The organism is uncultured Parasphingorhabdus sp., assembly GCF_963975735.1.
Taxonomy (GTDB): domain Bacteria; phylum Pseudomonadota; class Alphaproteobacteria; order Sphingomonadales; family Sphingomonadaceae; genus Parasphingorhabdus.
In genome coordinates this window covers 43103-69129 of the sequence record NZ_CAXBIA010000012.1, presented here as the reverse complement: position 1 = coordinate 69129, position 26027 = coordinate 43103, and the positions used below count along the sequence as shown (strand labels likewise).

Annotated in this window: 27 protein-coding genes; 15 read left to right on the top strand and 12 right to left on the bottom strand. The window is 58.2% G+C overall.

The window, feature by feature from the left end:
- Positions 1–31 precede the first annotated feature (31 nt).
- Positions 32–481 (top strand): copper chaperone PCu(A)C, encoded by a 450-nt coding sequence (locus AACZ86_RS12715; protein WP_339693128.1) that lies wholly within the window; start codon positions 32–34, stop codon positions 479–481.
- Positions 482–493: 12 nt separating this feature from the next.
- Entirely contained in the window at positions 494–943 is a 450-nt protein-coding gene (locus AACZ86_RS12710) for a vgr related protein (RefSeq protein ID WP_339693126.1), read from the top strand.
- An 80-nt stretch (positions 944–1023) separates the two neighbouring features.
- Here AACZ86_RS12710 and AACZ86_RS12705 read toward each other — a convergent pair whose 3' ends face one another.
- The 3 genes from AACZ86_RS12705 to AACZ86_RS12695 form a co-directional block, all read right to left on the bottom strand.
- The gene (locus tag AACZ86_RS12705; protein ID WP_339693125.1) at positions 1024–1698 is read right to left on the bottom strand and encodes an OmpW family outer membrane protein; all 675 of its coding nucleotides are present in this window, start codon (positions 1696–1698) and stop codon (positions 1024–1026) included.
- A gap of 143 nt (positions 1699–1841) precedes the next feature.
- Positions 1842–3230 (bottom strand): MATE family efflux transporter, encoded by a 1389-nt coding sequence (locus AACZ86_RS12700; RefSeq protein WP_339693123.1) that lies wholly within the window; start codon positions 3228–3230, stop codon positions 1842–1844.
- A gap of 69 nt (positions 3231–3299) precedes the next feature.
- The gene (locus AACZ86_RS12695; protein WP_339693122.1) at positions 3300–3590 is read right to left on the bottom strand and encodes a YMGG-like glycine zipper-containing protein; all 291 of its coding nucleotides are present in this window, start codon (positions 3588–3590) and stop codon (positions 3300–3302) included.
- A gap of 218 nt (positions 3591–3808) precedes the next feature.
- Here AACZ86_RS12695 and AACZ86_RS12690 point away from each other — a divergent pair, with 218 nt between their 5' ends.
- The 3 genes from AACZ86_RS12690 to AACZ86_RS12680 all read left to right on the top strand — a co-directional run bounded on the left by AACZ86_RS12690 (position 3809) and on the right by AACZ86_RS12680 (position 6907).
- A complete protein-coding gene (locus AACZ86_RS12690) occupies positions 3809–4969 on the top strand; it encodes an indoleamine 2,3-dioxygenase (protein WP_339693120.1) in 1161 nt (386 codons plus the stop codon).
- Between the two features lie 97 nt (positions 4970–5066).
- A complete protein-coding gene (locus tag AACZ86_RS12685; protein ID WP_339693118.1) occupies positions 5067–6422 on the top strand; it encodes a GntP family permease in 1356 nt (451 codons plus the stop codon).
- Positions 6422–6907, top strand: coding sequence for a GNAT family N-acetyltransferase (locus tag AACZ86_RS12680; RefSeq protein WP_339693116.1), 486 nt, complete (start codon positions 6422–6424; stop codon positions 6905–6907). Before AACZ86_RS12685 ends, AACZ86_RS12680 begins: the two co-directional genes overlap by 1 nt.
- A gap of 92 nt (positions 6908–6999) precedes the next feature.
- Here AACZ86_RS12680 and AACZ86_RS12675 read toward each other — a convergent pair whose 3' ends face one another.
- A complete protein-coding gene (locus AACZ86_RS12675) occupies positions 7000–7572 on the bottom strand; it encodes a PadR family transcriptional regulator (protein ID WP_339693115.1) in 573 nt (190 codons plus the stop codon).
- A 226-nt stretch (positions 7573–7798) separates the two neighbouring features.
- On the opposite strand from AACZ86_RS12675, the gene AACZ86_RS12670 reads away from it, so the two are divergent.
- Positions 7799–8929, top strand: a complete 1131-nt coding sequence (locus AACZ86_RS12670) for a serine hydrolase domain-containing protein (protein ID WP_339693114.1) — start codon at positions 7799–7801, stop codon at positions 8927–8929.
- Between the two features lie 185 nt (positions 8930–9114).
- Entirely contained in the window at positions 9115–9663 is a 549-nt protein-coding gene (locus AACZ86_RS12665; RefSeq protein ID WP_339693111.1) for a hypothetical protein, read from the top strand.
- A gap of 144 nt (positions 9664–9807) precedes the next feature.
- Here AACZ86_RS12665 and grpE read toward each other — a convergent pair whose 3' ends face one another.
- Both grpE and hrcA read right to left on the bottom strand, forming a co-directional pair.
- A complete protein-coding gene (gene grpE / locus AACZ86_RS12660) occupies positions 9808–10416 on the bottom strand; it encodes a nucleotide exchange factor GrpE (RefSeq protein WP_339693109.1) in 609 nt (202 codons plus the stop codon).
- 23 nt (positions 10417–10439) lie between these two features.
- On the bottom strand, positions 10440–11489 hold the full coding sequence (hrcA, locus tag AACZ86_RS12655; protein ID WP_339693107.1) for a heat-inducible transcriptional repressor HrcA: 1050 nt from the start codon (positions 11487–11489) through the stop codon (positions 10440–10442).
- Positions 11490–11615: 126 nt separating this feature from the next.
- On the opposite strand from hrcA, the gene rph reads away from it, so the two are divergent.
- Together rph and rdgB are read left to right on the top strand one after the other, a co-directional pair.
- The gene (rph, locus tag AACZ86_RS12650) at positions 11616–12329 is read left to right on the top strand and encodes a ribonuclease PH (RefSeq protein ID WP_339693106.1); all 714 of its coding nucleotides are present in this window, start codon (positions 11616–11618) and stop codon (positions 12327–12329) included.
- Between the two features lie 123 nt (positions 12330–12452).
- A complete protein-coding gene (gene rdgB / locus AACZ86_RS12645) occupies positions 12453–13079 on the top strand; it encodes an RdgB/HAM1 family non-canonical purine NTP pyrophosphatase (RefSeq protein ID WP_339693104.1) in 627 nt (208 codons plus the stop codon).
- Between the two features lie 93 nt (positions 13080–13172).
- Here the strand turns inward: rdgB and AACZ86_RS12640 are convergent, their stop codons facing one another.
- Complete coding sequence (locus AACZ86_RS12640; RefSeq protein ID WP_339693103.1) at positions 13173–13760, bottom strand: CAP domain-containing protein; 588 nt, start codon at positions 13758–13760, stop codon at positions 13173–13175.
- A gap of 39 nt (positions 13761–13799) precedes the next feature.
- Here AACZ86_RS12640 and hemW point away from each other — a divergent pair, with 39 nt between their 5' ends.
- The 5 genes from hemW to AACZ86_RS12615 all read left to right on the top strand — a co-directional run bounded on the left by hemW (position 13800) and on the right by AACZ86_RS12615 (position 20789).
- On the top strand, positions 13800–14942 hold the full coding sequence (gene hemW, locus AACZ86_RS12635; protein WP_339693102.1) for a radical SAM family heme chaperone HemW: 1143 nt from the start codon (positions 13800–13802) through the stop codon (positions 14940–14942).
- 88 nt (positions 14943–15030) lie between these two features.
- Positions 15031–16818 carry a long-chain-acyl-CoA synthetase gene (locus tag AACZ86_RS12630; RefSeq protein WP_339693100.1) on the top strand — a complete coding sequence of 596 codons (1788 nt, stop codon included), beginning with the start codon at positions 15031–15033 and terminating at the stop codon, positions 16816–16818.
- A 194-nt stretch (positions 16819–17012) separates the two neighbouring features.
- On the top strand, positions 17013–17948 hold the full coding sequence (locus AACZ86_RS12625) for a tyrosine recombinase XerC (protein ID WP_339693099.1): 936 nt from the start codon (positions 17013–17015) through the stop codon (positions 17946–17948).
- A gap of 261 nt (positions 17949–18209) precedes the next feature.
- Complete coding sequence (locus tag AACZ86_RS12620) at positions 18210–19277, top strand: GGDEF domain-containing protein (protein ID WP_339693098.1); 1068 nt, start codon at positions 18210–18212, stop codon at positions 19275–19277.
- A 363-nt stretch (positions 19278–19640) separates the two neighbouring features.
- Positions 19641–20789 carry a diguanylate cyclase gene (locus AACZ86_RS12615; protein ID WP_339693097.1) on the top strand — a complete coding sequence of 383 codons (1149 nt, stop codon included), beginning with the start codon at positions 19641–19643 and terminating at the stop codon, positions 20787–20789.
- A gap of 90 nt (positions 20790–20879) precedes the next feature.
- Here AACZ86_RS12615 and AACZ86_RS12610 read toward each other — a convergent pair whose 3' ends face one another.
- From AACZ86_RS12610 to rsmI, 4 genes are all read right to left on the bottom strand, one after another.
- Complete coding sequence (locus AACZ86_RS12610) at positions 20880–21482, bottom strand: DedA family protein (protein ID WP_339693095.1); 603 nt, start codon at positions 21480–21482, stop codon at positions 20880–20882.
- Positions 21483–21503: 21 nt separating this feature from the next.
- On the bottom strand, positions 21504–22460 hold the full coding sequence (gene gshB, locus AACZ86_RS12605; protein WP_339693094.1) for a glutathione synthase: 957 nt from the start codon (positions 22458–22460) through the stop codon (positions 21504–21506).
- 205 nt (positions 22461–22665) lie between these two features.
- A complete protein-coding gene (locus tag AACZ86_RS12600; protein ID WP_339693093.1) occupies positions 22666–23019 on the bottom strand; it encodes a YraN family protein in 354 nt (117 codons plus the stop codon).
- A gap of 136 nt (positions 23020–23155) precedes the next feature.
- The gene (rsmI, locus tag AACZ86_RS12595; RefSeq protein ID WP_339693091.1) at positions 23156–23995 is read right to left on the bottom strand and encodes a 16S rRNA (cytidine(1402)-2'-O)-methyltransferase; all 840 of its coding nucleotides are present in this window, start codon (positions 23993–23995) and stop codon (positions 23156–23158) included.
- Here rsmI and AACZ86_RS12590 point away from each other — a divergent pair, their 5' ends adjacent.
- Positions 23996–25189: a penicillin-binding protein activator gene (locus AACZ86_RS12590; protein ID WP_339693089.1), complete on the top strand. Its 1194-nt coding sequence runs from the start codon at positions 23996–23998 to the stop codon at positions 25187–25189.
- A gap of 131 nt (positions 25190–25320) precedes the next feature.
- Here AACZ86_RS12590 and fsa read toward each other — a convergent pair whose 3' ends face one another.
- Positions 25321–25974: a fructose-6-phosphate aldolase gene (fsa, locus tag AACZ86_RS12585; protein ID WP_339693087.1), complete on the bottom strand. Its 654-nt coding sequence runs from the start codon at positions 25972–25974 to the stop codon at positions 25321–25323.
- Positions 25975–26027: the final 53 nt, after the last annotated feature.

Below are 26027 nucleotides of genomic sequence, written 5' to 3'. Positions count from 1 at the left end.
TAGATTTGCAACGATTTAACGAGGTATCACAATGAACAAGATCGCCATCATGCTTGCCGCATCGACATCACTTTTGCTTGCCTCCTGCGGTCAGGGCGACATACTCTACGCCGACAACGCAGTGGTCAATCTGTCCCCTGTGGAAGGAAATCCGTCGGCTGGCTATATGGATTTGCACGGCGGCCGCATGGATGTCGATCTTGTGAGCGTCATATCTGATGATGTGCTGCGCATGGAAATGCACGAAACCACCGAGAAAGACGGAATGATGACCATGGCCCAGCTCAAGTCTATTCCGGTTCCGGCAGGAAAAACCGTGAAGCTGGAGCCCGGCGGGAAGCATTTGATGATCTGGGGCGTTGGCGAAGGTTCCAAGAAACGCGGACTGCTGACTATGACATTAATCTATTCGAACGACGATCGTATCGAGATTAATGCCGTGGTGAAAAATGCCGGCGACCCGGCACCCGTTGCTGAATAATCGGGAATTCCGGTGACTGGCCGAGCGCTAACTCCATCTGAAATCACGCTTTGCCTGTCCGTTTTCGGGCATTCAATCGATTATGACAAGGTGACGGTCTTCAATCGCAAATGGTGGCTGTTCCAGAATCCACGCGTCACTATGGCGCCCGATGGCAATCTCTGGTTTCATCCGAAAAGCAACCTGTTCTGCGACGATTTTTGTGGATCGTCGCAGAATGTCCAGGCGCTTTTCATTCACGAAATGGTTCATGTCTGGCAGCATCAGCAAGGCATCTTCCTACCCTTGGCGCGCCATCCCTTCTCCCGTTATGAATATGAACTGCTTCCGGGAAAGGCTTTCGCCGAATATGGCATTGAGCAGCAGGCCGAAATTGTGAGCCATTTTTTTCTGCTGATGCAGGGAGCGCAATTGAAGAACGGCTATCGTATCGCGGATTATGATAACTTCCTGCCTTTTTAAAAAATGATACGGACAGAAATGAAGATGGTCGGAAAGCGCTGCCACCCGACCATCATCGCTTTGATCGCAATACCCGCTTCCTAGAAGCGATAAGCCAGTCCGGCGCTGACAACCCACGGGTCAATCCTGTGACGGGTCCTCAACACTTCGGTATCGCCAGCAAACCAGCGGGCGGTGGTGTTGACGAAATAGCGTTTGGCATCGACACTCAGGCCCAGCCCCTTGTCATTGATCGGCACATCAAAGCCCGCCTGCAGGGCGAAACCGACCTTGTCGTTCATTTTTTGCCTCGTCGCACCCAGTGCCTGAGCCGTTGCGCCGGCTTTTTCATCGATGAAAATGAAATAGGTAGGCCCGGCTCCGACATAAGGCTTGAACCCGCTGCCATCACCGAAATGATATTTCGCTGTCAGGGTTGCGGGGATGATATTGGCGTTCGACACCAGTCCGGCACCATCCAGAGGTCCAGTGCCGGTGACATCATGCTGGGTTACGCAGCAGATGGTTTCGAAGGAAATATTCGGCGTAAAGAAATATTCGGCCGCTATGGTCGGAACGAAATTGTCGTCGGCCTTGGTCTGTGTGCCGGCGGGCAATCCGATATTGTCCAGTTCGATGGAAGTGATCTTGCCGTCGGGCGCAACCAAGGTTGCCAGAGCCTTGATCTGAATCTTGCCATCGCTGGAGCCGGCGATTGCCGTTCCGCTCATGGCCAATGCCGCCGTTGCTGCGGCCCATTTCAGTGTATTTTTCATGTCATTCATTCCCTGTCCTGTTTCTGACCGAGGCCATTAGCGGGAGGAAAAAATGACTGACATACGCAATTCTCCTGAAGGGAGCCGGAAAGAGCTATATCATTGAATCGGGATGAAAAGCCGCCGGTGTCCTATGCCACTGTTTACGGCAGCAAGCCGAGTTTCGCCCGCATCATCCAGCGGGCCAGCATCAGCACCGAGACAACGCCCAGGCCTCCGGCCAGACCGGTCCAGATACCGACGCCTTCCCAGCCCTGCCAGAAGGCGAGGCTGGCACCGAGGCCGAGGCCGATGAACCAGTAGCCCATCAGCGCGAACAGCATCGGCATGGTGGTATCGTGCAACCCGCGCAACATCCCCGCGCCAACCACCTGAGCGCCATCGACAATCTGGAAAATGGCGGCGATCGCGAGGAAACTGACGGCCAGCGCGGCGACCTCGGCATTGCCCGGTGCGCTGGCATCGATGAACATCGAAATCAGGAAGTCGGGAGCAAGAACGAACACAAGCGCCATGGCAGCCATGAAGGAGGTGCCCAGGATGAAACTGACCCAGCCAGCGCGCATTATTGCGGCGTGATCCTTGCGGCCATATTGAATGCCCACGCGCACGGTCGCTGCCTGCCCCAGGCCCATGGGCACCATGAAGGTCAGGGCCGCGAGCTGCAAGGCTATCGCATGGGCCGCTACCGACGCTGTGCTGATCAAGCCCATCAGCAGCGCCGCGAAGCCGAATACCGAGCCTTCAAGCCCCATGGTCACGGCAATCGGCAGGCCAAGCTTCCACATCGCACGAAAGCGTTGCCAGTCGCTGCGCCAGAAGCGGCCGAACAGATGATAGCGCCGAAAGCGCTTGTGACGCATCACGACGATCGCCATGCCTCCGAACATCAGGACATTGGTCATCACGCTGCCGATACCGGCACCGATGACGCCAAATTCCGGTACCCCGAACTTGCCGAAAATCAGCGCATAGTTGAACAGGGCATTGGACAGCACAGCAATGACGCTGATGACCAGCGCCCATACCGGCTGTTCCAGCGCCGAGATGAAATTACGCAGTATGATGAAGAACAGGAACGGCAGGATGGACCACATATAGGCGCTTATATAGGTACCCGCTATCGCGGCGAGATCGGGTTGCTGGCCGAACACCAGCAACAATGATTCCGTGTTCCAGAGCAATATCCAGAACGGCAAAATCACCGCAACCGCAGCCCACATGGCCTGCCGAAAGGTCCGGCGCACATCACGGACGCTATGCTGCATCCGGCCGATTTCGGTCGCCATCATGGGCGCGGATGCGGTGATCAGCCCCATGCAGAAAATTGCGGCGGTCATGGCCAGGTTGAACCCCAGTGTGGCCGCTGCCAATTCGCGCGCGCCGAGCCAGCCGAGCATCAGCACATCGGTCGCCCCGATAAGCGCCATCGTCAGGTTCGACAGGATCAGCGGCCAGGCAAGCGAAATCGTGGCGCGCAGCTCATGCCGCCAGGGATGTTGCTCTCGCAGACTAAGGGGCGCGCCGGTCATCGGCGCGCGTTAGCCCAAGGCGCGTTGCTAAGCTAGCGAAACTGAGCGCTAGCGTTGCGATCAGCGCGTCTATCGAGGGTCTTTGGGATAACCGCGCGTGCCGTAGCAATCATCGTCGAGCCGTCCGTTGCGGTCATAGCCGTCACAGCCGTCGTTCTTGTCGATAAAATAGCCGCCAGCCGCGCCTGCTGCTGCACCGATCGCGGCGCCTTGCAACACGTCACCACCGGTAATCGCGCCAATGGCGGCACCGGCTGCAGCACCCGCTCCGGCGCCTTCAGCCGCATAATTTCCGGCACAGGCCGAAAGACTGATTGCAGCGGTTCCGGCCAGTGCCAGTTTGCTTGCTAGTTTGATCATCATCCTACTCCTCAAAAATCTACCCCGTTGGCGAATGAACACGTTTCGCCACCGATGGTTCCTGAACGGATAGAAATTGCGGGCCGGAGCGCGTCATCCGCGCGACCAGCTGCTCCGGAGACCTTGCCTGAATTACGATTTGCCCGAACTGCTTTCATTTGATACCATCCTCCCGTTGTGCAAGCGGCCCAACCCGCGCTTGCCCAAGTGGTGACCTTATGAAATTGTCAGATTACGATATGTCCGCTTCCCGCGGATTTCTTTCGCATTTCCAGATTGTCGATATTGACCTTCCCGATTTTTTTGCTCCGGTCGTCGAGGCAGCAGAGAGTCTCTCCGGCCTGATGACCACCGGCCGGGTACGGCACTGGCTTGAACAATTGCCGCTGCTTGATCTTGCAGACTGGGCGGCCAACGCGCCGGAAGAGCAGGTCCGTGTGGCGATGGTTCGCTATTCCTTTCTCGTCCAGGCCTATGTCTGGGGCGAAAGCGAAGCGCCGGCCGCCCTGCCTGCCAATCTCGCCCGACCGATCGTCGCACTGGCCGGGCGTCTCGATCAGGCACCATTGCTGCCCTACAGCGGCTATGTGCTCGACAATTGGGCACAGCTTGACCGTGACGGCCCGATCACCCTCGACAATGTCTATATGGTGCAGAATTTCTATCGCGGAGCGGATGAGAACTGGTTCGTGCTGATCCATGTCGCGATCGAGGCTGCGGCAGCCCCGCTACTCGATCTGGCCTGTCGTCTTGTCGAAGCCGCCCAAGTGGAAGATGCGGCCCGGGTGACAGCATTGTTGCAAGATATGGATGCACATTGGGACACGGTAAACGCGATATTCGACCGGATGCCGGACCGTTGCGATCCCTATATATATTATCAGCGGGTACGGCCCTATATCCACGGCTGGGCGAATAATCCGGCGCTGCCCGATGGACTGATCTACGAAGGTGTCGATAAATATCAGGGCAAGGGCCAGTCGTTTCGCGGCCAGACCGGATCGCAAAGCTCGATCGTGCCGAGCATGGATGCCCTGTTCCAGGTCCAGCACGGCAATGATCCGCTGCGCAGCTTTCTCGACGAACTGCACGCCTATCGTCCGGTTAAGCATCGCCGCTTCATCGAGGATTTGCGCGAACAGAGCAAATTGCGCGAGTTTGCCATTGCCAGCGGTGACGCGGCTCTCAGAAAGGCGTTCAACGCCAGTGTCGAGCAGGTCGCCCGGTTCCGGACCCGGCATCTCGAATATGCGGCAAGCTATATCAATAAACAGGCATCCAACGGCAAAGGCAATGATACCGAGGTGGGCACCGGCGGCACTCCGTTCATGAAATATCTGAAAAAGCACCGCGACGAAAACCGCGCGCAACTGATCTGAAGCGGACATAGCGGTACAAGCCGGAATGACGGTTTTAGCAGTTGCACCTCCGACTTGACCTCTGCCATTAGGCAGCGGTCAAGTTTGGGGGACATTCATGCTATCGGCAATCGGACTTATCGGCGGACTGGGACTGCTCATCTGGATGACGGTCCGCGGGGTCAATATTCTGATCGCCGGGCCGGTTGCCGCGGCGATTGTCGCGTTCAGCAGCGGCATTGCCTGGCTGCCGCCGCTCGCTGCCGCAGGGGCACCCGATTTCGCCACCGCTTATATGGACGGCTTTGTCGGCTTCTTCAAAAGCTGGTTCTTCATGTTCCTGCTCGGCGCGATATTCGGCGAGATCATGGGGGCCAGCGGGGCAGCGGCCAGCGTCGCCCACTGGGTCATCGAGAAGATCGGGATCAAACATGCGGTGCTCGCCGTGGTCGCCGCCTGCGCGATCCTGACCTATGGCGGGGTCAGCGTGTTCATCGTGTCGTTCAGCGTCTATTCGCTCGCCGTCCATCTGTTTCGCGAGGCGGACCTGCCGAGACGCTTCATTCCCGCAGCCTTGGCTTTCGGGTCGGTGACCTTCACCATGACCAGCGCCGGCAGCCCGGAAATCCAGAATCTGATCCCGATGGAATATCTCGGCACCACCGCTTATGCCGGTTGGCAGGTCAGCCTGGTCATCGCGCTGTTCATGGCGGTGACCGGCCAATATTGGATCAACCATATGGTCAGGCGCGCGGTCGCCAGGGGCGAGCATTTCGTCGGCCGCGAAACGGATGATCAGAATAGCGACTATAGCAATCTGCCTGCGCCCCTGCTCTGCATCCTGCCCCTGGTCGCAGTGCTGCTGGTCTTTCTGGTCTTTCAATATCCGCAGGACATGGGGCCGTTGTCGGCGATCCTGCCGCAGGAATCGCTCGACAAATGGGCGTTGGTTGCAGCGCTGGGATCGGGCGCGGTTGTCGCCCTGATCGTCGGTTACCAGAAGCTGAAATCCATGCCGGAAGCTTTTTCGCGCGGTGCAACCAGCGCGGTTGTCGCCATCACCAACACCTGCGCGGTGGTCGGCTTCGGCTCCGTCGCCAAGCTGTCACCAGCCTTTCAGGAAGCATTGGTCATGGTGCAGAATATCCCGGGCAGCCCGCTGATCGGAGCCGCTGTTGCGGTCACCGTGATCGCCGGCCTCACCGGCTCGGCATCGGGTGGCCAGTCAATCGCCCTGCCCCTGATCGCGCCCCATTATATCGATGCCGGCGCGCAGCCCGACGAGCTGCACCGCGTGGTCGCCATCTCCTCCGGCGCGCTCGATAGCCTGCCGCACAATGGCTATGTCGTGACCACGATCCGTGCCGTATGCGGCGAAACCCACAAAGACGCTTATGGCGCAGTGGGTGCGTTGACTGTTGTCATACCGGTGATCGGGACGATCATGGCGGTAATATTGTTCGGGATTTTCTAGTGCCTGTCACGACCCGCCGCTACCGCCCCGGAGACCGGCAAGCCTTCATCGATCTCAACCGCGACTGGATCGAGGAATATTTTGTTCTCGAGGACAGCGACCGTCAACAATTGGAAGAATTGGAAGCATCTATTCTGGCCAAAGGTGGCCAGATCATCGTTGCCCTGCTCGACGATATCGTGGTCGGCACGGGAGCGATCCTGCCGCCGCATCATGAGCCCGAGGATGGCCGGCAATGGCTGGAAATCATCAAGATGGCTGCGCAAAAAGATATGCGTGGCCAGGGCATTGGCCGGGCGGTGCTGGACGCGCTGATTGCGGAAGGCCGGGCCATGGGGGCGGATGCGATATGGCTCGAGACCAATGCAGACCTGAAAGCCGCAATCCGTCTTTACGAACGGTGCGGCTTTCAGCATGTATCCAGTGATGATCTGTGGCCCACGCCTTACGCGCGGTGCAATGTCCAGATGGTTCTGGAGTTATAGTGGGTCACCCCTTGCAGGCTGGTGCCTGAACCGAGAGCTCTGAGACTCACATAGGCGGGCTGGATCCCAGCCTGCGCCGGGATGACAGCAACCTATTTCAACCGCTCGATCTTGCTCGCGGCTTCATCTATAATCGCGGTGACTTCGAGGATCTTGTCCGATCCCTTTTCCTCGTCACCCAGCCGGATGGCAATCGCACTCTTGAGATTGTGCATCGCACGACGGACGGATGCGCCATCGCTGGCCTCGCCCATTTTTGATACGCCTTCCAGTCTTGCGAGAATCTCGGCAATCTGCGCCTTGTCTTCGGCCAGCCGGGCGGAACCCGCTTCGGTGATCGAATAGATTTTCTTGCCGTCATCATCGACCTTTTCGTCGATCAGGTCCATTTCCGCCATCAGGGTCAGCGTCGGATAGACGATCCCCGGACTGGGCGCATAATGGCCGCCGGTCAGTTCCTCGATCTGACGGATCAGATCATAGCCGTGCCGTGTTTCCTCGGCGATCAGATGCAACGCCAAGAGCTTCAGTTCACCGCGCCGGAACATCCGTGCGCGTCTCCTGCCCTTGCCGCCTTCAAAAGCAGATTCCGCAAAGGCCCGGGCAAATTTCTCCGCCGTCGGTCCGCCTCGACCGCGTCCTGACCCACCGGGTCCAAATTTCATTCCATGTCTCATTATCTAATCTTTCTTTATATCTAAGATGCTCTTAAGATATATCTTAATACGATCTTTGCAACAGGAAAAAGGCCACATAATTACAAGTGTCTGAAAAATATTGGAAATATCTCACAATATATCGGCACGGGAACAGACAGCCCGCGCGTTAAAGATATTGGACTCGCGACCACAAGCTGTTAATCAAGCAGTTAAAGTCGAGATGGAGAGATTAATGACAGCCCCGATACACGGTACGTGCGACCCCCGTTTTTCAGCGGTCAAAGCGGCATTCGAGAATAATTTCACCGAGCATGGCGACCTCGGCGCATCGGTTGCGATCACGCTCGATGGCGAATTTGTCGTCGATCTGTGGGGCGGCCATCTTGACGAGGAACGCACCCAGCCGTGGCAGGAGGACAGCCTGGTCAACGTCTGGTCGAGTACCAAGACGATGGCGGCGATGTCCTTGCTGCTGCTCGCCGATCGCGGCGAGGTCGACCTTCATGCGCCAGCCAGCAAATATTGGCCGGAATTCGGCCAAAGTGGCAAGAAAGCGGTCGAGGTCAGACATTTTCTCAGCCACACGGCCGGTCTGTCCGGCATGGACAAAAAGGTCGAGGGCGATGCGCTCTATGACTGGGAATGGATGACCACCGCTCTGGCAAAGCAGGAACCGTGGTGGGAACCGGGGACCCAGTCGGGCTATCATGCCATCACCCAGGGCCATTTGATCGGCGAAATCGTCCGCCGGGTGACCGGCGAGACGATCGGCAATTTCTTCCGTAAGGAAATTGCCGAACCAACCGGCGCCGACTTCCATATCGGTGCGGATGAAGCGCTTGATGCGCGGATCGGTAATCTCGTTCCGCCGGCAAGCGGTCCTTCGCCCGCTCCCGACTCGATCGCCAGCCGCACCTTTTCCAATCCCGGCGTCGATGCCACCGAACCCAGAAAACGGGCGTGGCGCGCCGCGGAAATTCCCGCCGCCAACGGCCAGGGCAACGCCCGCAGCATCGTCCGCGCCCAGACCGCGATGGCCAACGGCGGCCAGGCGTTCGGCAAGACGATCATGTCGGAAGCCGGCACCAGAAGGATTTTCGAGCAACAGAGCGAAGGCACCGATCTCGTACTGGGCATACCGGTGACCTTTGGCATGGGCTATGGCCTGAACAGCGTGTCCACCCCGATAAGCCCCAATAGCAACACCGCTTTCTGGGGCGGCTATGGCGGGTCATCTGTGATCATCGATCAGGATGCACGACTGTGCTTCTCCTATGTCATGAACAAGATGGAATCCGGGCTTTTGGGTGATCCGAGGGGGTTCGGGCTGGCGGCGGCCATGTATATGTCGATGGCGGGATAGGGGCGATTGTCACCCCAGCGAAGGCTGGGGCCTAAATCAATGTAGCGAGACCCAAGCTTGCGGGTTGGATGCCAGCCTGCGCTGGCATGACACTATTTCATTCCATCTGCTACGTCACACCCACAGCACCCCGTGCGCACGGTGGCGTTTAGAATATATTCAATGATTTGCGCTAGTGATGCGCGATGAATGATATGGCTTCCTCTTTTGTAGCTACGCAAAAAGTGACCGGTAATCCGTCATCCCTCACAATCGATGACGCCCATATTTTCCGTAGCAAATTAATTGATAAATTAGCGGAAATTGAAACTTGGATGACGCGGAAGTTTGCGAAGCTCGATCCAGATATCATCGGGAAGAAACCGCTCGGACATAAGCTTGCTATAGTCCGTAAACTGGCTGAACAGGCCGAACCAAAACTAAAGCACGCCGGTAAAATTCTGAAACTGTTAAATCACTTGCAGCCCTATGCCGATTTACGGGCAGAATTAGCGCATTCGACCCTCACGATACTTACCACCGAGCAGCAGCGAAATGTTGTACGTTATCAGAATGCCAACGATGCTGCTCATTCGATCGTCCATAAATCCGGTCGTCTTACTTCAGGCCAGATGAAGCACTATCTCAAAAGGACTGGGCAGATTTGCGATCAGCTGAAAGCGCTTGAGAGCAGCAATCCCGTTTCCTCCCGACCAGAAACACCGCCCGTCACCCCAGCGAAGGCTGGGGTCTAAACCAAAAGTAGCGAGACTCACGTAGGCGGGTTGGATACCAGCCTGCGCTGGCATGACGGCATCTGATATGAAACTGTTGGCGATTTGGCCCTCACCTGCGAAGACTAGTCAATCTGCCTCACGAGACGAGTGCAGCCTGAGAAACTACTCCGCCTTCTTCGCCACCCCGACAAACGCCGGCCGCAACAGTCGGTCCTTGATCACATAACCGGCCTGCATTTCCTGCACGATCGTGCCGGGCTCATGCTCGTCGGTCGGAATTTCGACCATCGCCTGATGCTGGTTGGGATCGAGCGGCAGGCCGACAGACGCGACGCGCTTGATGCCGTTTTTCTCGAACACGGACTGCAACTCGCGGCCGGTGGCTTCGATGCCGTTGATCAGGCCCTTCCACTTTTCCTCGTCCTTGACCTCGGCGGGGATGGATTCGAGGGCGCGTTGCATATTGTCCATCACCGAGAGCATGTCGCGGGCAAAGCCGGTTGCGGCATAAGCGCGGGCGTCCTGCGCGTCTTTTTCGAGGCGGCGGCGGACGTTCTGGGTTTCGGCCTGAGCATAGAGAACCGCCTGCTGGGCTTCGGCCAGCTCGGTTTCCAGCGCTTCGATGCGGTTGTCGGAATTTTCCGGCTGGGAGGCTTCACCACCAGTTTCTCCGGCTCCGCCGCTTTTCATCGACTCCGGTACGCCGTCGAGCTCGGCTGCTGCCGCTGCATCGCTATTTTCTTGTCCGGGGTTCTGCTTCTTATCACTCATTGTCTGGGTCACTCTATTTTCTATTATTTCGTCAACAAACGCGACAGGGTTTGCGCGGTAAAGTCTACCATGGGTACCACGCGCGCATAATTCAACCTTGTCGGACCGATTACGCCGACCACACCAACCACCTGTCCGTCGCCGTCTTTGTAGGGCGCCGCTATCACAGATGAGCCGGAAAGGGAGAATAATTTATTCTCCGCGCCGATAAATATTTTTGCGGCTTCTGCATCGCGGGCATTGTCGAGCAGACGGGCGATTTCCTGCTTGGCTTCCAGCTCGTCGAGCAAGCGCCGCACCCGGTCGAGATCGGCCAGCGCGCTATTGTCCTGCAGCAGGTTCGCCTGTCCGCGGACGATCAACACCGGCCGGTCCGAAGGATCGCGGCTCCAGGTGACCATGCCCGCCTTCACCAGCTCTTCTGATGCCTTGTCGATTGCCAGCTCGCCAGCGCTGATCTCGCCTCCGACAGTCGCCAGCGCCTGGCTGAGCGTTTTGCCGCCATAGCGGGCAGTGAGATAATTGCCCGCTTCGACCAATGCCGATTCCGATACGCCGGGCGACAGGTCGAGCACGCGGTTTTCAACGCCGCCGTCCTGGGAGACGAGGATGGCCAGCCCCTGCCCTTCGGACAATTTGACGAAACTGAATTGCTTGAGCAACGGCTCGCGCTTGGGCACCAGCACGAGGCCGGCGCAGGAAGACAGGCCGGACAGGATCGAGGTCGTCGCGCGCAGGGCGTCCTCGACCGGGCCCTGTTCGGTGATCTGGCTTTCGATCGCGTCGCGCTCCTGCTGCGTCGGGACTGCCGCCTGCATCATGCCGTCGACGAACAGCCGCAGCCCAAGCTCGGTCGGCATCCGTCCGGCGCTGGTATGCGGCGCGGCGAGCAGGCCGAGTTCCTCGAGATCCTGCATGACATTGCGGATCGAGGCGGGCGAGAGCTCAAGACCGGGTGCCTTGGATATGGTCCGCGATCCGACCGGCGCACCCGTGTCGAGATAGGATTCCACCACGACGCGGAAAATGTCCTGCGCGCGGGTGGTCATTTCGGTGATGGGGGTGTTGGTCATAGATGATAGATAGGTCAATTGTCGGGAGGTTTCCAGCATTACTCATCTCTAATGGGGAGAGGAGGAGGGATTGCCTCTCCCCATTGGAGCCGTTAAGGACGCGGCAACTCAAAAAAGGAACATCACATGCGACCATCGGGCCGTGCGCCGGACGAAATGCGCGCCATTTCTATCGAAACCGGATTTACCAAACATGCCGAAGGAAGCTGTCTGATCAGCTTTGGCGATACGCGGGTATTGTGCACCGCCAGCGTTGAAACAAGCCTTCCACCATGGATGCGCGGCAAGGGTACCGGCTGGGTGACCGGCGAATATTCGATGCTGCCCCGCGCCACCCACACCCGTGGTTCGCGCGAAGCGGCTCGCGGAAAGCAGTCGGGCAGAACGCAGGAAATCCAGCGGCTTATCGGGCGTAGTTTGCGTAGTGTCGTCGATTTGAAAAAGCTCGGCGAGCGGCAGATCACGCTCGATTGCGATGTAATCCAGGCCGATGGCGGTACGCGGACGGCCTCGATCAGCGGCGCATGGGTAGCTTTGCGGCTGGCGGTCAACGGCTTGCTCGACCAGAAAGTGCTCAAGGAAGATCCTATCCAGCAGAAGATCGCGGCGATCAGCTGCGGTATCTTTGACGGCACACCAGTTCTCGACCTTGACTATGACGAGGATAGCAACGCCGGTGCCGACGCCAATTTCGTGCTGACCGGCGATGGCAATATCGCTGAAGCGCAGGCGACCGCCGAGGGCCAGACCTTTGACGACGAAGGCCTGATGCGCTTGATGCGGCTGGCGAAAATCGGCTGCGGCCAGATTTTTGAAGCACAGGACAAGGCGGTTGGTTAGGATTTAGAAGAAAAGAAGAACAGAGTCATGCCAGCGCAGGCTGGCATCCAAGCCAATATTGCGACACTCACAATCATTGGTTTGGGCCCCAGCCTTCGCTGGGGTGACGAATGAGGGAATAGAATGACCCACCGCAAACTCGCACCCGGACGCCTCGTGATCGCCAGCCATAACCAGGGCAAGGTGCGGGAAATCCGGGCGTTGCTCGAGCCTTATGGCATCGAGCCAGTGTCGGCCGGCGATCTCGATCTGCCGGAACCGGAAGAAACCGGAACCACCTTCGCCGAAAATGCGCTGCTCAAGGCGCGCGCCAGTGCCGAGGGCGCGGATTGCGTAGCTCTTGCGGATGACAGCGGGCTGTGCGTGGCGGCGCTGGGCGGCAAGCCGGGGGTTTACACCGCCGACTGGGCCGAACGGCAAAGCTTCGAGGGCGAGCCGGGCCGTGACTGGTATATGGCGATGGGCAAGGTCGAGGGAAAGCTGGCCGAACAAGGGCCGAATGTCGATCGCAGCGCCTATTTTGTTGCGACGCTGGCGCTGGCCTGGCCCGATGGGCATTCCGAGGTTTTCGAGGGGCGCATCGAGGGCAATCTTGTCTGGCCGCCGCGCGGGACTTTGGGATTCGGCTATGATCCGGTGTTTCAGCCCATCGGCTTTGAACAGACTTTTGCGGAATTGGAACCGGCCCAAAAACAAGCGATGAGCCACCGGGCGGATGCGTTCCGGAAACTGGTTGAGACTTGTTTTTAGTCGGTCACCCCAGCGCAGGCTGGGGCCTAAACCAAGGGCGATGAGACTCACATAGGCGGGTTGGATGCCAGCCTCCGCTGGCATGACGGCAAATCACCCCTGCAACGGATCGCGTCCGACGATATTCCCGGCCGGACTATAGCGACAGACCAGAAAATCATCGCGCGTATTGCTCGCCACCGCGCAACCGACGCGCAGGCTGGTCGGCCAGATGATCTGGGTATAATGGGCGACATCGCCCCAGGTTCCGGTGGTGCTGTTGTCCGGGACCAGGCCACGCTTGAAAGAGTGGTCCTCGTCGACCCAGGCCCTGATCATTTCGCCATAGCTATAGGCGTCGCGGGTTCCCATCCAGAGATTCTCCCCCTGTCGCGGACTGCGGCCGACCTGCGGGTCATGGGCAAATTTACCGGTACGGGCCAGAGAAGCAGCATAGACCGCAGCGTCCTTGGCCAACTCGTCATTCCAGACCAGTTTCGGCGCGCCTACCTTGACCCTCGCGTCATTATGCGCTCGCATCATTGCATTTTGCAGCCGGCTTTCGCCGCGTGGCTCGGGCTCCATGCTGGTGCGGGTTTCAACCACCGTGGTCGGCGCCGGATTGTGCGACGTCCCGGCCGAACAGGCGGCAAAGGCTGGCGTGATTAGAAGGATCGGGCTAAGGGCGCGAAATATATGCATGAACTGGCCTCTACAACGGAAAATCTGAACAGGAGTGATATGGGGCCTCTCGCCCTCTATATCCACTGGCCGTTCTGCGTCTCCAAATGCCCCTATTGCGATTTTAACAGCCATGTTCGCGATCAAGTCGATGTAGCCGCCTGGCAGAGCGCCTTGCTCGCCGACATGGCGCATGAAGCGGCGCTTACACCGGGGCGCAAGCTTTCGAGCATATTCTTCGGCGGCGGCACGCCTTCGCTGATGCCGCCGGGGCTGGTGGAAACATTGATCACGGCTGCAGAACGCCATTGGGGCTTTGCCGACAATATCGAGATCACGCTGGAGGCGAACCCTTCCTCGGTCGAGGCGGCGAATTTTCACGATCTGGCCAGAGCGGGCGTCAACCGGGTATCGCTGGGCCTGCAATCGCTGGATGACCAGACGCTCGAATTTCTTGGCCGCGCGCATGATGTCGATGAAGGGCTCGCAGCTCTCGATACCGCACAGCGGGCCTTTGACCGGGTCAGCTTTGACCTAATCTACGCCCGCCCCGGCCAGTCGCTGGCCGATTGGCAAGCAGAACTGGGGCGCGCGCTGTCCTTCGGCACCGGCCATCTCTCGCTCTATCAGCTTACCATCGAGCCCGGCACGCGGTTCGAGACATTGGTGCGGACCGGCAAGCTGATCCCGGCTGACGATGACCATTGCGCCGATCTGTTCGAACTCAATCGCAGCATCATGACCGCAGCCGGCCTGCCCGCATATGAAATCAGCAATCACGCCAAGCCCGGTCAGGAAAGCCGCCATAATCTGACCTACTGGCGCTATGAAGACTATGTCGGCATCGGACCCGGCGCCCACGGGCGGCGGCTGGACAGCGCGACCGAGCGACACAAGAAGCCGGAGAATTTTCTCTCTGCCGTGGAGCGCAACGGCAACGGCTTGAAGGTCGAACAGCCGCTGTCACCGGAGACGCGGGCGATGGAAGCGCTGATGATGGGGCTGCGGCTGGCCGAAGGCGTCGATCTGACCGCGCTGGCAGAGAAGACCGGGCTGCTAGCTACCCAGCTCGTCGATCAGAAAGCGGTGGACCATCTCTCCCAACTGGGCCTGCTCGACGCCTCAGCCGGGCGGCTGACAATCTCGCCAAAGGGCATGCCGCTCCTTGATGCGCTCTTGCCAAAGATCATCGCAGACATCTGAAATCCCAACCATTTTCTATCGCTCAAGGGGCGTTGAATATTATCGGCATAGCTGCCACACTCTCCGCAGGTCTGAGGAGAGAGAAACCATGGGAATATTCAGCGTCATCAAGCGCGAGGTCCAATTCACGCGGTCGCTTAAAAATGTGATGGCGCAGGTCAAGGATATTGACGCCGACGCTCCCATCCTGATCACCGACGATATCGAAGCCACGATCGACCGCTATCCGGACAATATCGCCTTTCATTTCGAAGGCACCACGGTGACCTATGCGGCGTTTGAGGCGCGCGCCAACCGGATCGCGCACTGGGCGCTGGCGCAGGGCTATCAGGCGGGTGATACGGTTGCCCTGTTCATGGAGAATGCGCCCGATTTTGTCGCCGCCTGGTTCGGCCTGTCGAAGGTCGGGATCGTCACCGCGCTGATCAACAGCAATCTCGAAGGCACCGGCCTCGCCCATTGCCTGAACATCGTCGATACGAAAGCAGTGATCACCACCGCGGATCTGGCGCCGCGCGTGTCGCATATAGCTGCCCAGCTGGACGGATCACCGGCGCTGTGGGACTGGGACGGCGAAGTTGGTCAGGACCTCAACAGCGCCCTGGCCGCCCTGCCCGATGATCGCCCCGATCAGAGCCACCGCGCCCATATGACCGGCAAGGACCTGTTCCTCTATGTCTATACCTCCGGCACCACCGGCCTGCCCAAGGCGGCGCGCATTTCCCATGCCCGCGCCCGGCGCAGTTTCCGCATCGCCATTTCGACCTGCCCGCTGACACCGGAGGACCGCATTTACATTACCCTGCCGCTCTATCATGTGACGGGCGGTTTTATCGGCATGGGCGGTGCCTTGCTGAGCGGCGCTTCGGCGATCTTGCGGCGCAAATTCTCCGCCTCGCAATATTGGGATGATGCGGCCGATTATGGCGCGACGGTGGTCGTCTATATCGGCGAATTGTGCCGCTATCTGCTGAACCAGCCGGAACATCCCAAACAAAGCGCCCACAAGGTGCGTGTCGGTATCGGAAACGGCCTGCGGGCGGACATCTGGCAGCAATTTGTCGACCGTTTCCAGGTGCCCAAGTTGCTTGAAATCTACGGCTCGACCGAGGGCAATATCTTTCTGATGAATTTCGACGGCAAGATCGGCGCGGTCGGCCGGATTCCGAAATATCTGGAAAAACAGTTTGGCGACACCAGGATCGTGAAATTCGATATTGCCGAAGAACAGCCGGTGCGCGGCGAGGACGGCTTCTGCATCAATGCGGACTGGGATGAGGCGGGGGAACTGATCGGCCGCATCTTCAAGGACAGCCCGTCCGATTTTTCCGGCTATCAGGACAAGGAAGCGACCGAGAAGAAAATCCTGCGCGACGTTTTCGAGAAAGGCGATGCCTGGTTCCGCTCCGGCGACCTGATGAGCCGCGACCGTTCCGGCTATATCTATTTCAAGGACCGGATCGGCGACACGTTCCGCTGGAAGGGCGAGAATGTCGCGACCAACGAAGTTTCCGAAGTGCTGTCGCAATATCCCGGGATCAGGACCGCCAATGTCTATGGCGTCGAAGTCCCCGGCACCGACGGCCGCGCCGGCATGGCCTCGCTGACCGTGGCGGATGATTTCGATATCTCCGGGCTGCGCGCCTTTCTGGCTGCGGAAATGCCGCCTTATGCCGTGCCCCTGTTCATCCGGATCGAGCCGGAGGCGCAGACCACCGGCACGTTCAAATATCGCAAGGTGGAGCTGGTCAAGGAGGGCTTTGACGTTACCAAGATCAAAGACCCGATCTGGTTCTGCAAACCGGATGTGGAGGGCTATGCGGAGCTGACCAAGGCGGAACATGCGAAGATTTTGTCGGGTGAATATCGGTTGTAGAGCGCGTGCTCCGCACTTGACGCGGAGCACATTGCCGTCATTGCGGGGAGCGGAATTGGACACGGTAATCCTCTCCCTCGGGAAGAGGGTATTTGGGTTTTGATTCCTAGTCTGCTAAACAATTTCCGTTCACCCTGAGCCTGTCGAAGGGTGGCAACCACCGTACTTCGACAAGCTCAGCACGAACGGAGTGTATGACCGATACAGCAAACGCCCTTATCAACGCCTTCTCCGTCCATCTTCGCGATGACCGGCGGCGGTCGCAGCATACGGTGCGGGCCTATGTGACGACGGCGGAGCGTTTTTGTGCCTTTCTGGCGGAGCATATTGGCGGCGGTGTCGGGGCAGACGAAGTCAAGGCGGTAACACAGGCCGATATCCGATCCTATCTCGCCTACAGGCGCGGAGACGGCCTGACCAACAACAGCGCCGCGCGGGAATTGTCGGCCTTGCGCGCTTTCCTGAAACATGTCGGCGGGGATGAAGCGCAAATCCCGAAGATCAAGGGACCCAAGGTCAAGCGCGGCGTCCCGCGTCCGGTCTCGCCAGACGATATATTGGCGCTGGCCGGAGACGCACAGGACAGCGCCAGCGAGGACTGGATCGGCGCGCGCGACTGGGCGGTGTTGCTGCTGCTCTATGGCTCTGGCCTGCGGATCAGCGAGGCGCTCGACCTGACCGGCGATGCCCTGCCCCTCTCCGACACATTGCGGGTCACCGGCAAGCGCAGCAAGGTCCGGATCGTTCCGCTGCTGCCCAAGGTGCGAGAGGCGATCGAACATTATATCGACTTGTGCCCCTATCCGATTGCCCAGGATTTCGCCCGCTGCAAGAATGACAATATCGGCGGCTCGCCGCTGTTCCGCGGCAAGCGCGGCGGGCCGCTGTCGCCCAATCTGGTCCGCCGGGTAGTGCAGCAGGCGCGGACCAAGCTCGGCCTGTCCGACACCACCACGCCCCACGCCTTACGGCACAGTTTCGCGACGCATCTGCTGGCAGGCGGTGCAGATTTGCGGAGCCTGCAGGAGTTACTGGGTCATGCGAGCCTGAGTAGCACACAGGTCTATACGGCGGTCGATACGGCGCATTTGCTGGACGTCTATCAGAATGCCCATCCCCGGGGCAGGTAAGCCGCATTTGCGACAACAAGCAACAATCCAGGATGGTCAGGTCGCCGCGACCCTTGCATTTTCCCGTTAAGCATATTGGCTTTCTGCCGTTAAATCTCCTGACGAGATTTTAATAATCAGAGCCAATTTATGAAAATGACCGCGCCAGCAGAGTATATGGCAAATGCAACGCCATTAAATTTGCCCGAGATTGGCAGGAATAAAATCCATAGCATCTTGCTGAGCCGGGTGCTTTCAATGGGTATTGCCAGTCAGATACCGATGTTAATCGGCGCAGCGCTGATGGGCTTTGCGGTCATCGGCATCGGCACGGAAAAGCTGATGTGGAGCTTGATCGCGGTTCAATGTGTTCTGCAATGTATCGTCGCTATGGTCAGCAGCATGTTGCAGCGCAAGCTGGATGCGAATCAACCTGGCCGCTTTCTGTTTGTAATATTTGTCGGGCTGGAAGCACTGACAGGAGCCGTCTGGGGCCTCATGATGCTGCCGGTCGCCGAGGTTCTTGGACACGGCCTCGGGCCGCTGTTCGTATGCATCACTTTGATCGTTACCATCACAATTTCCGCATTGATGCCGGCTGCCGTCCGCGTCATAAGCATTGCCGCGGTCACAGGATTTTTCGTGACCCTGTTTCCGCAGACCTTGTATTTCTACGATATTCTCGGACCGCTTCCACTGGTCGCAACTCTGGTTCTACCACCAACATTATTCTGGATGACGGATGTGCATTCCAAGCAAGTCAGAGCTGCGCTTGTGAACGAGTTGGAAAATGAGCGTCTTGCTCTCTACCTCGAAGATGCCCTGCAACAGTCTGAATATCTTGCCAGACATGACAGCCTGACCGGCCTGCTTAACCGCCGCGCATTTCAGTCAAAACTGAAGGCGCTTCGCCAGGAACAACCGGAAGCGGCAATTTCCCTGATCCTGATTGATCTGGATTATTTCAAGAGAATAAACGACAATTTTGGTCACGACACCGGTGATGCGGTGCTAGTTTCCACCGCGGATATCATCAATAGTGTCACCAGACCGGATGACTTGTCCGCACGCTGCGACGAAGCGACGGCGCGTTGGGGCGGCGAGGAGTTTATCATCGCTCTGGTCGGATGCCCGATCGAGGCTGCAGCGTCGGTATCGGAACACCTGCGCGTCCGGATTGCAGCCCAGGCGGATCCGAAATGGCCGGACGGGCTGAGCGTGACTGGTTCATTCGGCGTTTCGTTATGGGATCATCAAGAGGACCTGGCCGTCGGCATCGCCCAAGCGGATAAGGCTATGTATCGGGCCAAGATCTCCGGTCGCAACCAGGTTGAACTGGCGGCCCGATAGATAATCGGGACGATATTGTGTACAGTGCTGCTTCAATGGAAATGCCCGGACAGCGCTGATTTTTAGAGTTTTTCGCGAAATTTCCGGGCCATGCTAGCCTGAGCGCGACGGAGGTCTGCACAACCTACACCGCACATTTTGCCGATATTTATATGTAACAGCGCGCATCCCCGGGCAGGCTAAAACGCATATCTGGCAGCTAACAACAATTTTTGCTGACGATGTTAACGGGACGTTTGCATTGCCCTGTTAAGACTGTCGGTTTTCTGCCGTTAAATATTTTGACGGGATTTTCCAAGTCAGAGTCACATTATGAAAATGACTGCGCCAGCAGAATACAGGGCTAATGCCACGCCGCTGAATTTGCCTGAAATTGACGAAAGCCAGATCCACAGCATCATGCTGGGTCGGGTGCTTTCTATCGGCAATTCCAGTCAGATAGCCATGCTGATCGCAGCGGCGCTGATCGGCTTCGGGGTCGTGGGCATCGGCAATGAAAAACTGATGTGGCTGTTGATCGCGGTTCAAGCTGTTCTCCAACGCGTCGTCGCAGCGGTCAACAGGATGTTACAGCGCAAGCTGGATGCCCGTCAGCCTAACCGTCTCCCCTTTGCACTATTTGTCTTCCTGAAAGGACTTACTGGGGCCGTCTGGGGGCTCATGATGCTACCGGTCGTGGCCCATCTGGGAAGCGGGCCCGGGCCGCTGCTCATATGTGTAACCTTGATCGTTACCATCACAATTTCCGCTATGCTGACCACCGCCGTCTGGAGCATTAGCGTCGCCGCGGTCACAGGGTTTTTCGTGACCTTGTTTCCACAAACCTTGTATTTCTATGATGTCCTCGGACCGGTTCCGTTGGTTGTCTCTCTGGTTCTATCACCAACCTTGATCTGGATTACGAAAGAGCAATCGAAACAAGTCAGAGCCGCGCTTGTCAACGAGCTGCAAAATGAACGGCTTGCCCTCCACCTGGAAGATGCCCTGCAACAGTCCGATTATCTCGCCAGACATGACAGCCTGACCGGCCTGCTTAACCGCCGCGCATTCCAGTCAAAACTGTCGGAGCTTCGCCAGGAACAGCCAGAAGCGGCGATTTCTCTCATCCTGGTCGATCTGGATCATTTCAAAGCGATAAATGACAATTTTGGTCACGAATCCGGTGATGCGGTGCTGGTTTCCACTGCGGAAATTATCGATAGCGTTACAAGACCGGATGACCTGTCCGCACGCTGCGACGAAGCGACAGCGCGATGGGGAGGCGAGGAGTTTATCATCGCTCTGGTCGGATGCCCGATCGAGGCCGCAGCGTCCGTGTCGGAACGCCTGCGTGTCCGGATTGCCGCCCAAGCCGATCCGAAATGGCCGGACGGGCTGAGCGTGACCGGCTCTTTCGGCGTTTCATTATGGGATCATCAAGAGGACCTGGCTGTCGGCATCGCTCGAGCGGACAAGGCTATGTATCGGGCGAAGATTTCCGGCCGCAACCAGATTGAACTGGCGGCCCGATAGATAATCAGGACGATAGCGAAGAACAAAATCATTCTGTCGTCCGGCGCTGTTCTCAGCCAGCCATTTGCCGGAAGCAGAACATTCCCCGCTTCAACCTTCCTTTGGCCGCCAGAAAATAATCCGCCAGACATAGACCGCGACCAGCAACCCGATCACGCCCAGTGACACGGGGCCCAGATATTGTCCGATATTCTCGACATTCTGCTGAAGCGTATATCCTGCGTACACCAACGCACTGTTCCACACGGCCGCCCCGGCGCTGGTCGCAAGGATGAAGCGTTTGTGGGACATGCCGAACAGGCCTGCGGGCACGGAAATCATCGTGCGGATATTGGGAATGAAACGCGCGAAAAATACCACCCATTGACCATGGTCGTCGAAAATCCGGTCGATCCGGTTGACCGTCTCGACGTCGAGTGTCAGCCAGCGGCCATGTTTGCGGACGAAGGCGCGCAGATCATCCTCGTTCCAGTGGCGCCCGACCATGAACCAGACATAATTGCCGGCCAGCGAACCGATGGTGCCGACCAGCACCAGCCATGCCGGGTGGAATGTCCCCTGCCCCACGCCGACGCCGCCCAGCCCCATGATCAGCTCGGACGGGATCGGCGGAAAGATATTTTCCAGCGCCATGAGCAATGCGATTGCCCAATAGCCGCCCTGTTCGATCAGGTCTGTTACCCAGCTGCTCATGCTGTGCTGTCCGGCGCGGGTCTATTGCGCCGCAAGCCGTCGCTCGATTGCGTCCCAGATCATGCCCGGCGTATCGGTGCCGTTGAACTTGTCGATCGCGACAATGCCGGTCGGCGAGGTCACGTTGATTTCGGTCAGCCATTTGCCGCCGATCACGTCGATGCCGACGAAGATCAGGCCAAGCCGTTTCAGGTCAGGCCCCATCGCCGCGCAGATTTCCTTTTCGCGCTCGGTCAGTTCCGCCGCTTCGGCATAGCCGCCCTGCGCGAGGTTGCTGCGGAATTCGCCTTCGCCCGGCTTGCGGTTGATCGCGCCGGCATATTCGCCGTCGATCAGCACAATGCGCTTGTCGCCCTGATGCACTTCGGGGAGGAAGGGCTGGACCATATGCGGTTCCGGCCAGGTCTGGTTAAATACCTCGAATAGAGCACTGAGATTGCTGCCGTCTTCCGGAACCAGGAAGATCGCCTTGCCTCCGTTGCCGTGCAGCGGTTTGACGACGATGCCGCCATGCTCCTTCTGGAAGGCGCGCACTTCGTCGAGGTCGCGGGTGATCAGGGTCGGCGGCATGAACTGCGCATAATCGAGCACATAGACTTTTTCCGGCGCGTTGCGGACAGAAACGGGGTTGTTGACCACCAAGGTCTCGCTTTCGATCCGCTCGAGCAAATGGGTCGCGGTGATATAGCCGACGTGGAACGGTGGATCCTGACGCATCAGCACGACATCGACATCGCTGCCGAGATCCAGCTTTACCGGATCGCCGAAGGTGAAATGATCGCCTTTTACTGGCTGCACTGTCACCGGATGGGCGGGTGTGGTCAGGCGGCCATTGGCCTGCAGGGTCAGGCCCTTTACGTCATAATGGAAAATCTGATGGCCGCGCTTCTGGGCGGAGAGCATCAGGGCGAAGCTGCTGTCTCCCGCGATATTCACGGTCTCCATCGGGTCCATCTGTACGGCGATTTTCAGGGTCATTTGCATTCCTTAGACATTTTCGAACCCGCTTACCGTCCGTGTCGAGCCTAGTCGAGACACATTGGCATTGCGGCAAGCGTCTCTCGACTTCGCTCGAGACGAACGGGGGAGACGTGTTTCTAACCGTTCGTCCCCGGCTTGTCGAAGGGCCTTTTTGTTTATCGGGGGAAAGAGAAAGTTCGATCCGCCCTCCGTCGGTGGCGCGTCAGAACCCGTGCCACACATTGGGCAAGTGAACAGGCAGGCGCCTCGGCGCAACCAATATCACGTCGATGCGGGCGTCTTCCCCCTTGGTGCAATATTGCGGATAGAGTATTTCCACGGCATCGGCGACGCGCTGCAGCCGTTTCAGATCGATCGCCTGTTCCAGATCCTCCAGCTTGGTCCGCGCCTTCACCTCGACAAAGGCGACCAGCCCGCCGCGTTTGGCGACCAGATCGACCTCGCCGCGCGCTGTCCGCACCCGTTCGGCCAATATCCGCCAGCCTTTCAGGCGCAGGAAGCGGGCCGCGGTCTTTTCGGCCTGACGGCCGCGCTTCTCGGCCGCCTCGCGTTTCATTTTTTGGATACCGTGCGTGATGTTGGAAATACCGTTCGTGCTGAGCCTGTCGAAGCACCTGGACCGTCAAAGCACCTTATAGCCGATGGAGGTCCTTCGACAGGCTCAGGACGAACGGTGTGAGGCGCGTAAGCGTTCATTTTTCCGACTTCCAGCGGTTGGTCAGTTCATAAAGCGCCTTGCGGTCGGTGTTATATATCCGCGCTACCTCGCCCGCTGCCTTCGAGGCAGGCAACCGCTCCAAAGCCTCGCGCAGCGCTGCCTCGATATCCGCTTCGCTGGCCGCTTCCGGCGCGCCCGGCGGGCCGATGATCACGACGATCTCGCCTTTCGGTTTTTCCGCGCCATAGCGGGTGGCAAGCTCGCTCAGCGAACCGGCTACGGCTTCCTCGAATCTTTTGGTAATTTCACGGACAACCGCCGCCTTGCGGTCGCCGAGCACAGCCAGCGAGTCGGCCAGCATCGCGCCAAGCCGGGAGCCGTTCTCGTAAAAGATCAGGCTGGCATTCAGCGTCTTCAGCGCGGCAAGAGATTCGCTCCGCGCCTTGGTCTTGCTGGGCAGAAAACCTTCGAACAGAAACCGGTCGCTGGGCAATCCGGACAGCGTCAATGCCGCGATCGCGGCGCTTGGGCCGGGAATTGTCGTGACATAAAGGTCCGCCGCCTGCGCGTCGCGGACCAGCTTGTAGCCGGGGTCGGAGATCAAGGGCGTCCCCGCATCGCTGACCAGTGCGACAATTTTACATCGCACCGCGTCCAAAATAGCATCGCGATCAGTCGCCGACTTATGGTCATTATAGACCATCATTCTCGTCTTTTTACCAATATGATTCAATAGTTTGGCAGTAACTCTTGTATCTTCGACCAGGATGATATCGGCGCAAGCGAGGGTTTCCTCGGCGCGGCGGGACAAATCTCCAAGGTTGCCGATTGGGGTGGCGACGATATAGAGACCGGGTTGGGTAGGAGCAGACATATGACGGTCATGGCAGACAAGGTGTATCAAGGACAAGATCAAAGCAGAAGGCGCAGCTTTTTGAAGTGGACCGGCGTTTCGGCTTTTGTCTTTCTCGCAGGCTGCGCAACGGTCGTCCCGCGCGGAGCAGAAGCACCGCCGGCAGCCACGCCGACACCGTCACCGGTGACTGCCGGACTGCCCGACGACCAGAAACATCACCGTATTGCCCTGCTGGTGCCATTGTCCGGCAAGAATGCCGGCATCGGCCAGTCGCTCGCCAATGCGACGACCATGGCGCTGCTCGACACCAAGGCGGAGAATATCCGCATGACCAGCTATGACACCGCCAAAGGTGTGACCGCAGCAGCGCAAAGCGCCATCCGCGACGGCAACAAGCTGATCATCGGCCCGTTGCTCAGCGACAATGTTGTCGCGACGGCGAATATCGCCCGTCCGGCCGGCGTACCGATATTGAGTTTTTCCAATGACAGCGGCGTTGCGGGCAATAATGTCTTCATTCTCGGTCATATCCCGTCGCAATCGATCGACCGGGTCGTGGGATATGCCAAGTCAAAAGGCATGTCGCGCTTCGCGGCGCTGGTTCCCAATGGCGTTTACGGACAGCGCGCGTCGTCCACCATGCTGCGCAGCGTCAAGGATGCCGGCGGCACGGTGGTTTCGATCCAGACTTTCAATCGTGATGCCAAGTCGCTGGAAGCCGCTTCCAGAAAACTTTCCCAAAATGGCGATTTCGAAGCAGTCCTGATAGCCGACAATGGCGACATGGCGATCAAGGCCGCTCCCTATATTCGCAAGAATGCCAGCGAAACCGCGAAAATTCTCGGCACCGACCTGTGGAACACCAGCAGCAATCTGGCCGGTGCGCCCTCGATAAGAGGGGCCTGGTTCGCCAGCGTTTCCGATAGTCTGTACAAGCAATATGCCGACAAATATCGCGCCCGCTATGGCACGGCCCCATTTCGGCTGTCGAGCCTCGGCTATGATTCGGTATTGCTGACGGTCAAAGTTGCGCGCGACTGGAAAGTCGGATCACCCTTCCCGATCAACAAGCTGACCGACAAGGGCGGTTTCATCGGCCTCGACGGCGTGTTCCGGTTCAAGGCAGATGGAGTTTCGGAACGCGCTCTCGAAGTTCAGGAAATCCGCAGCGGCAGCTTTGTCGTGGTTGATCCGGCACCCAAGGGTTTTTGATAGAACTCGTCATCATCGATTTTTGAAAAAGGCTTTGTCATCCTGAACTTGTTTCAGGACCTCCAACGGTAGCGCGCTATCTCAAAGGGTCCTGAAACAAGTTCAGGATGACGAATTCATTGCGGATAAGCTCAACCGATGTTCTGGCCGGTTGATTCCCAATCCTTCAGGAAGCCTTCGAGGCCCTTGTCGGTCAGCACATGTTTGAACAGGTTGCGGATGACATTGGGCGGCATGGTTCCGACATCGGCGCCGATGCGGGCTGACTCGAGCACGTGAATGGGGTGGCGGATCGAAGCGACCAGGATTTCCGTGTCAAAGGCATAATTGTCGTAGATCAGCCGGATGTCTTCGATCAGCGTCATGCCGTCGAGACCATTGTCATCATGGCGTCCGACGAACGGGGAGATGAAGCTGGCGCCGGCCTTGGCCGCGAGCAGAGCCTGATTGGCCGAGAAGCATAATGTGACATTGACCATCGTGCCTTCGCTGGTCAGCGCCTTGCAGGTTTTCAGCCCGTCGATCGTCAATGGCACCTTGATGCAGACATTGTCGGCGATCTTGCGCAGAACTTCTGCTTCTTTCATCATCGTTTCGTGATCGAGCGCGATGACCTCTGCAGAAACCGGTCCGTCGGTCAGGCCGCAGATTTCCTTGGTCACTTCCATGATGTCGCGACCCGATTTCTTGATCAGCGACGGGTTGGTGGTGACGCCGTCGACCATGCCGGTCGCGGCGAGGTCGGCGATTTCCGCGGTATCGGCTGTATCTACAAAGAATTTCATCGGTCTGGCTCCAGAAATAGGAAAAAGGCGGCTGTTACGATTTGCCTATCCGC

What these genes read in the sequence shown, in the direction of transcription:
- AACZ86_RS12715 (WP_339693128.1), top strand. Translation starts at nt 32, where the DNA reads ATGAACAAGATCGCCATCATGCTTGCCGCATCGACATCACTTTTGCTT.
- AACZ86_RS12705 (WP_339693125.1), bottom strand. Translation starts at nt 1,698, where the DNA reads ATGAAAAATACACTGAAATGGGCCGCAGCAACGGCGGCATTGGCCATG.
- AACZ86_RS12700 (WP_339693123.1), bottom strand. Translation starts at nt 3,230, where the DNA reads ATGACCGGCGCGCCCCTTAGTCTGCGAGAGCAACATCCCTGGCGGCAT.
- AACZ86_RS12695 (WP_339693122.1), bottom strand. Translation starts at nt 3,590, where the DNA reads ATGATCAAACTAGCAAGCAAACTGGCACTGGCCGGAACCGCTGCAATC.
- AACZ86_RS12690 (WP_339693120.1), top strand. Translation starts at nt 3,809, where the DNA reads ATGAAATTGTCAGATTACGATATGTCCGCTTCCCGCGGATTTCTTTCG.
- AACZ86_RS12685 (WP_339693118.1), top strand. Translation starts at nt 5,067, where the DNA reads ATGCTATCGGCAATCGGACTTATCGGCGGACTGGGACTGCTCATCTGG.
- AACZ86_RS12675 (WP_339693115.1), bottom strand. Translation starts at nt 7,572, where the DNA reads ATGAAATTTGGACCCGGTGGGTCAGGACGCGGTCGAGGCGGACCGACG.
- AACZ86_RS12670 (WP_339693114.1), top strand. Translation starts at nt 7,799, where the DNA reads ATGACAGCCCCGATACACGGTACGTGCGACCCCCGTTTTTCAGCGGTC.
- AACZ86_RS12665 (WP_339693111.1), top strand. Translation starts at nt 9,115, where the DNA reads ATGAATGATATGGCTTCCTCTTTTGTAGCTACGCAAAAAGTGACCGGT.
- grpE (WP_339693109.1), bottom strand. Translation starts at nt 10,416, where the DNA reads ATGAGTGATAAGAAGCAGAACCCCGGACAAGAAAATAGCGATGCAGCG.
- hrcA (WP_339693107.1), bottom strand. Translation starts at nt 11,489, where the DNA reads ATGACCAACACCCCCATCACCGAAATGACCACCCGCGCGCAGGACATT.
- rph (WP_339693106.1), top strand. Translation starts at nt 11,616, where the DNA reads ATGCGACCATCGGGCCGTGCGCCGGACGAAATGCGCGCCATTTCTATC.
- rdgB (WP_339693104.1), top strand. Translation starts at nt 12,453, where the DNA reads ATGACCCACCGCAAACTCGCACCCGGACGCCTCGTGATCGCCAGCCAT.
- AACZ86_RS12640 (WP_339693103.1), bottom strand. Translation starts at nt 13,760, where the DNA reads ATGCATATATTTCGCGCCCTTAGCCCGATCCTTCTAATCACGCCAGCC.
- hemW (WP_339693102.1), top strand. Translation starts at nt 13,800, where the DNA reads ATGGGGCCTCTCGCCCTCTATATCCACTGGCCGTTCTGCGTCTCCAAA.
- AACZ86_RS12630 (WP_339693100.1), top strand. Translation starts at nt 15,031, where the DNA reads ATGGGAATATTCAGCGTCATCAAGCGCGAGGTCCAATTCACGCGGTCG.
- AACZ86_RS12625 (WP_339693099.1), top strand. Translation starts at nt 17,013, where the DNA reads ATGACCGATACAGCAAACGCCCTTATCAACGCCTTCTCCGTCCATCTT.
- AACZ86_RS12620 (WP_339693098.1), top strand. Translation starts at nt 18,210, where the DNA reads ATGTTAATCGGCGCAGCGCTGATGGGCTTTGCGGTCATCGGCATCGGC.
- AACZ86_RS12610 (WP_339693095.1), bottom strand. Translation starts at nt 21,482, where the DNA reads ATGAGCAGCTGGGTAACAGACCTGATCGAACAGGGCGGCTATTGGGCA.
- gshB (WP_339693094.1), bottom strand. Translation starts at nt 22,460, where the DNA reads ATGACCCTGAAAATCGCCGTACAGATGGACCCGATGGAGACCGTGAAT.
- AACZ86_RS12600 (WP_339693093.1), bottom strand. Translation starts at nt 23,019, where the DNA reads ATGAAACGCGAGGCGGCCGAGAAGCGCGGCCGTCAGGCCGAAAAGACC.
- rsmI (WP_339693091.1), bottom strand. Translation starts at nt 23,995, where the DNA reads ATGTCTGCTCCTACCCAACCCGGTCTCTATATCGTCGCCACCCCAATC.
- AACZ86_RS12590 (WP_339693089.1), top strand. Translation starts at nt 23,996, where the DNA reads ATGACGGTCATGGCAGACAAGGTGTATCAAGGACAAGATCAAAGCAGA.
- fsa (WP_339693087.1), bottom strand. Translation starts at nt 25,974, where the DNA reads ATGAAATTCTTTGTAGATACAGCCGATACCGCGGAAATCGCCGACCTC.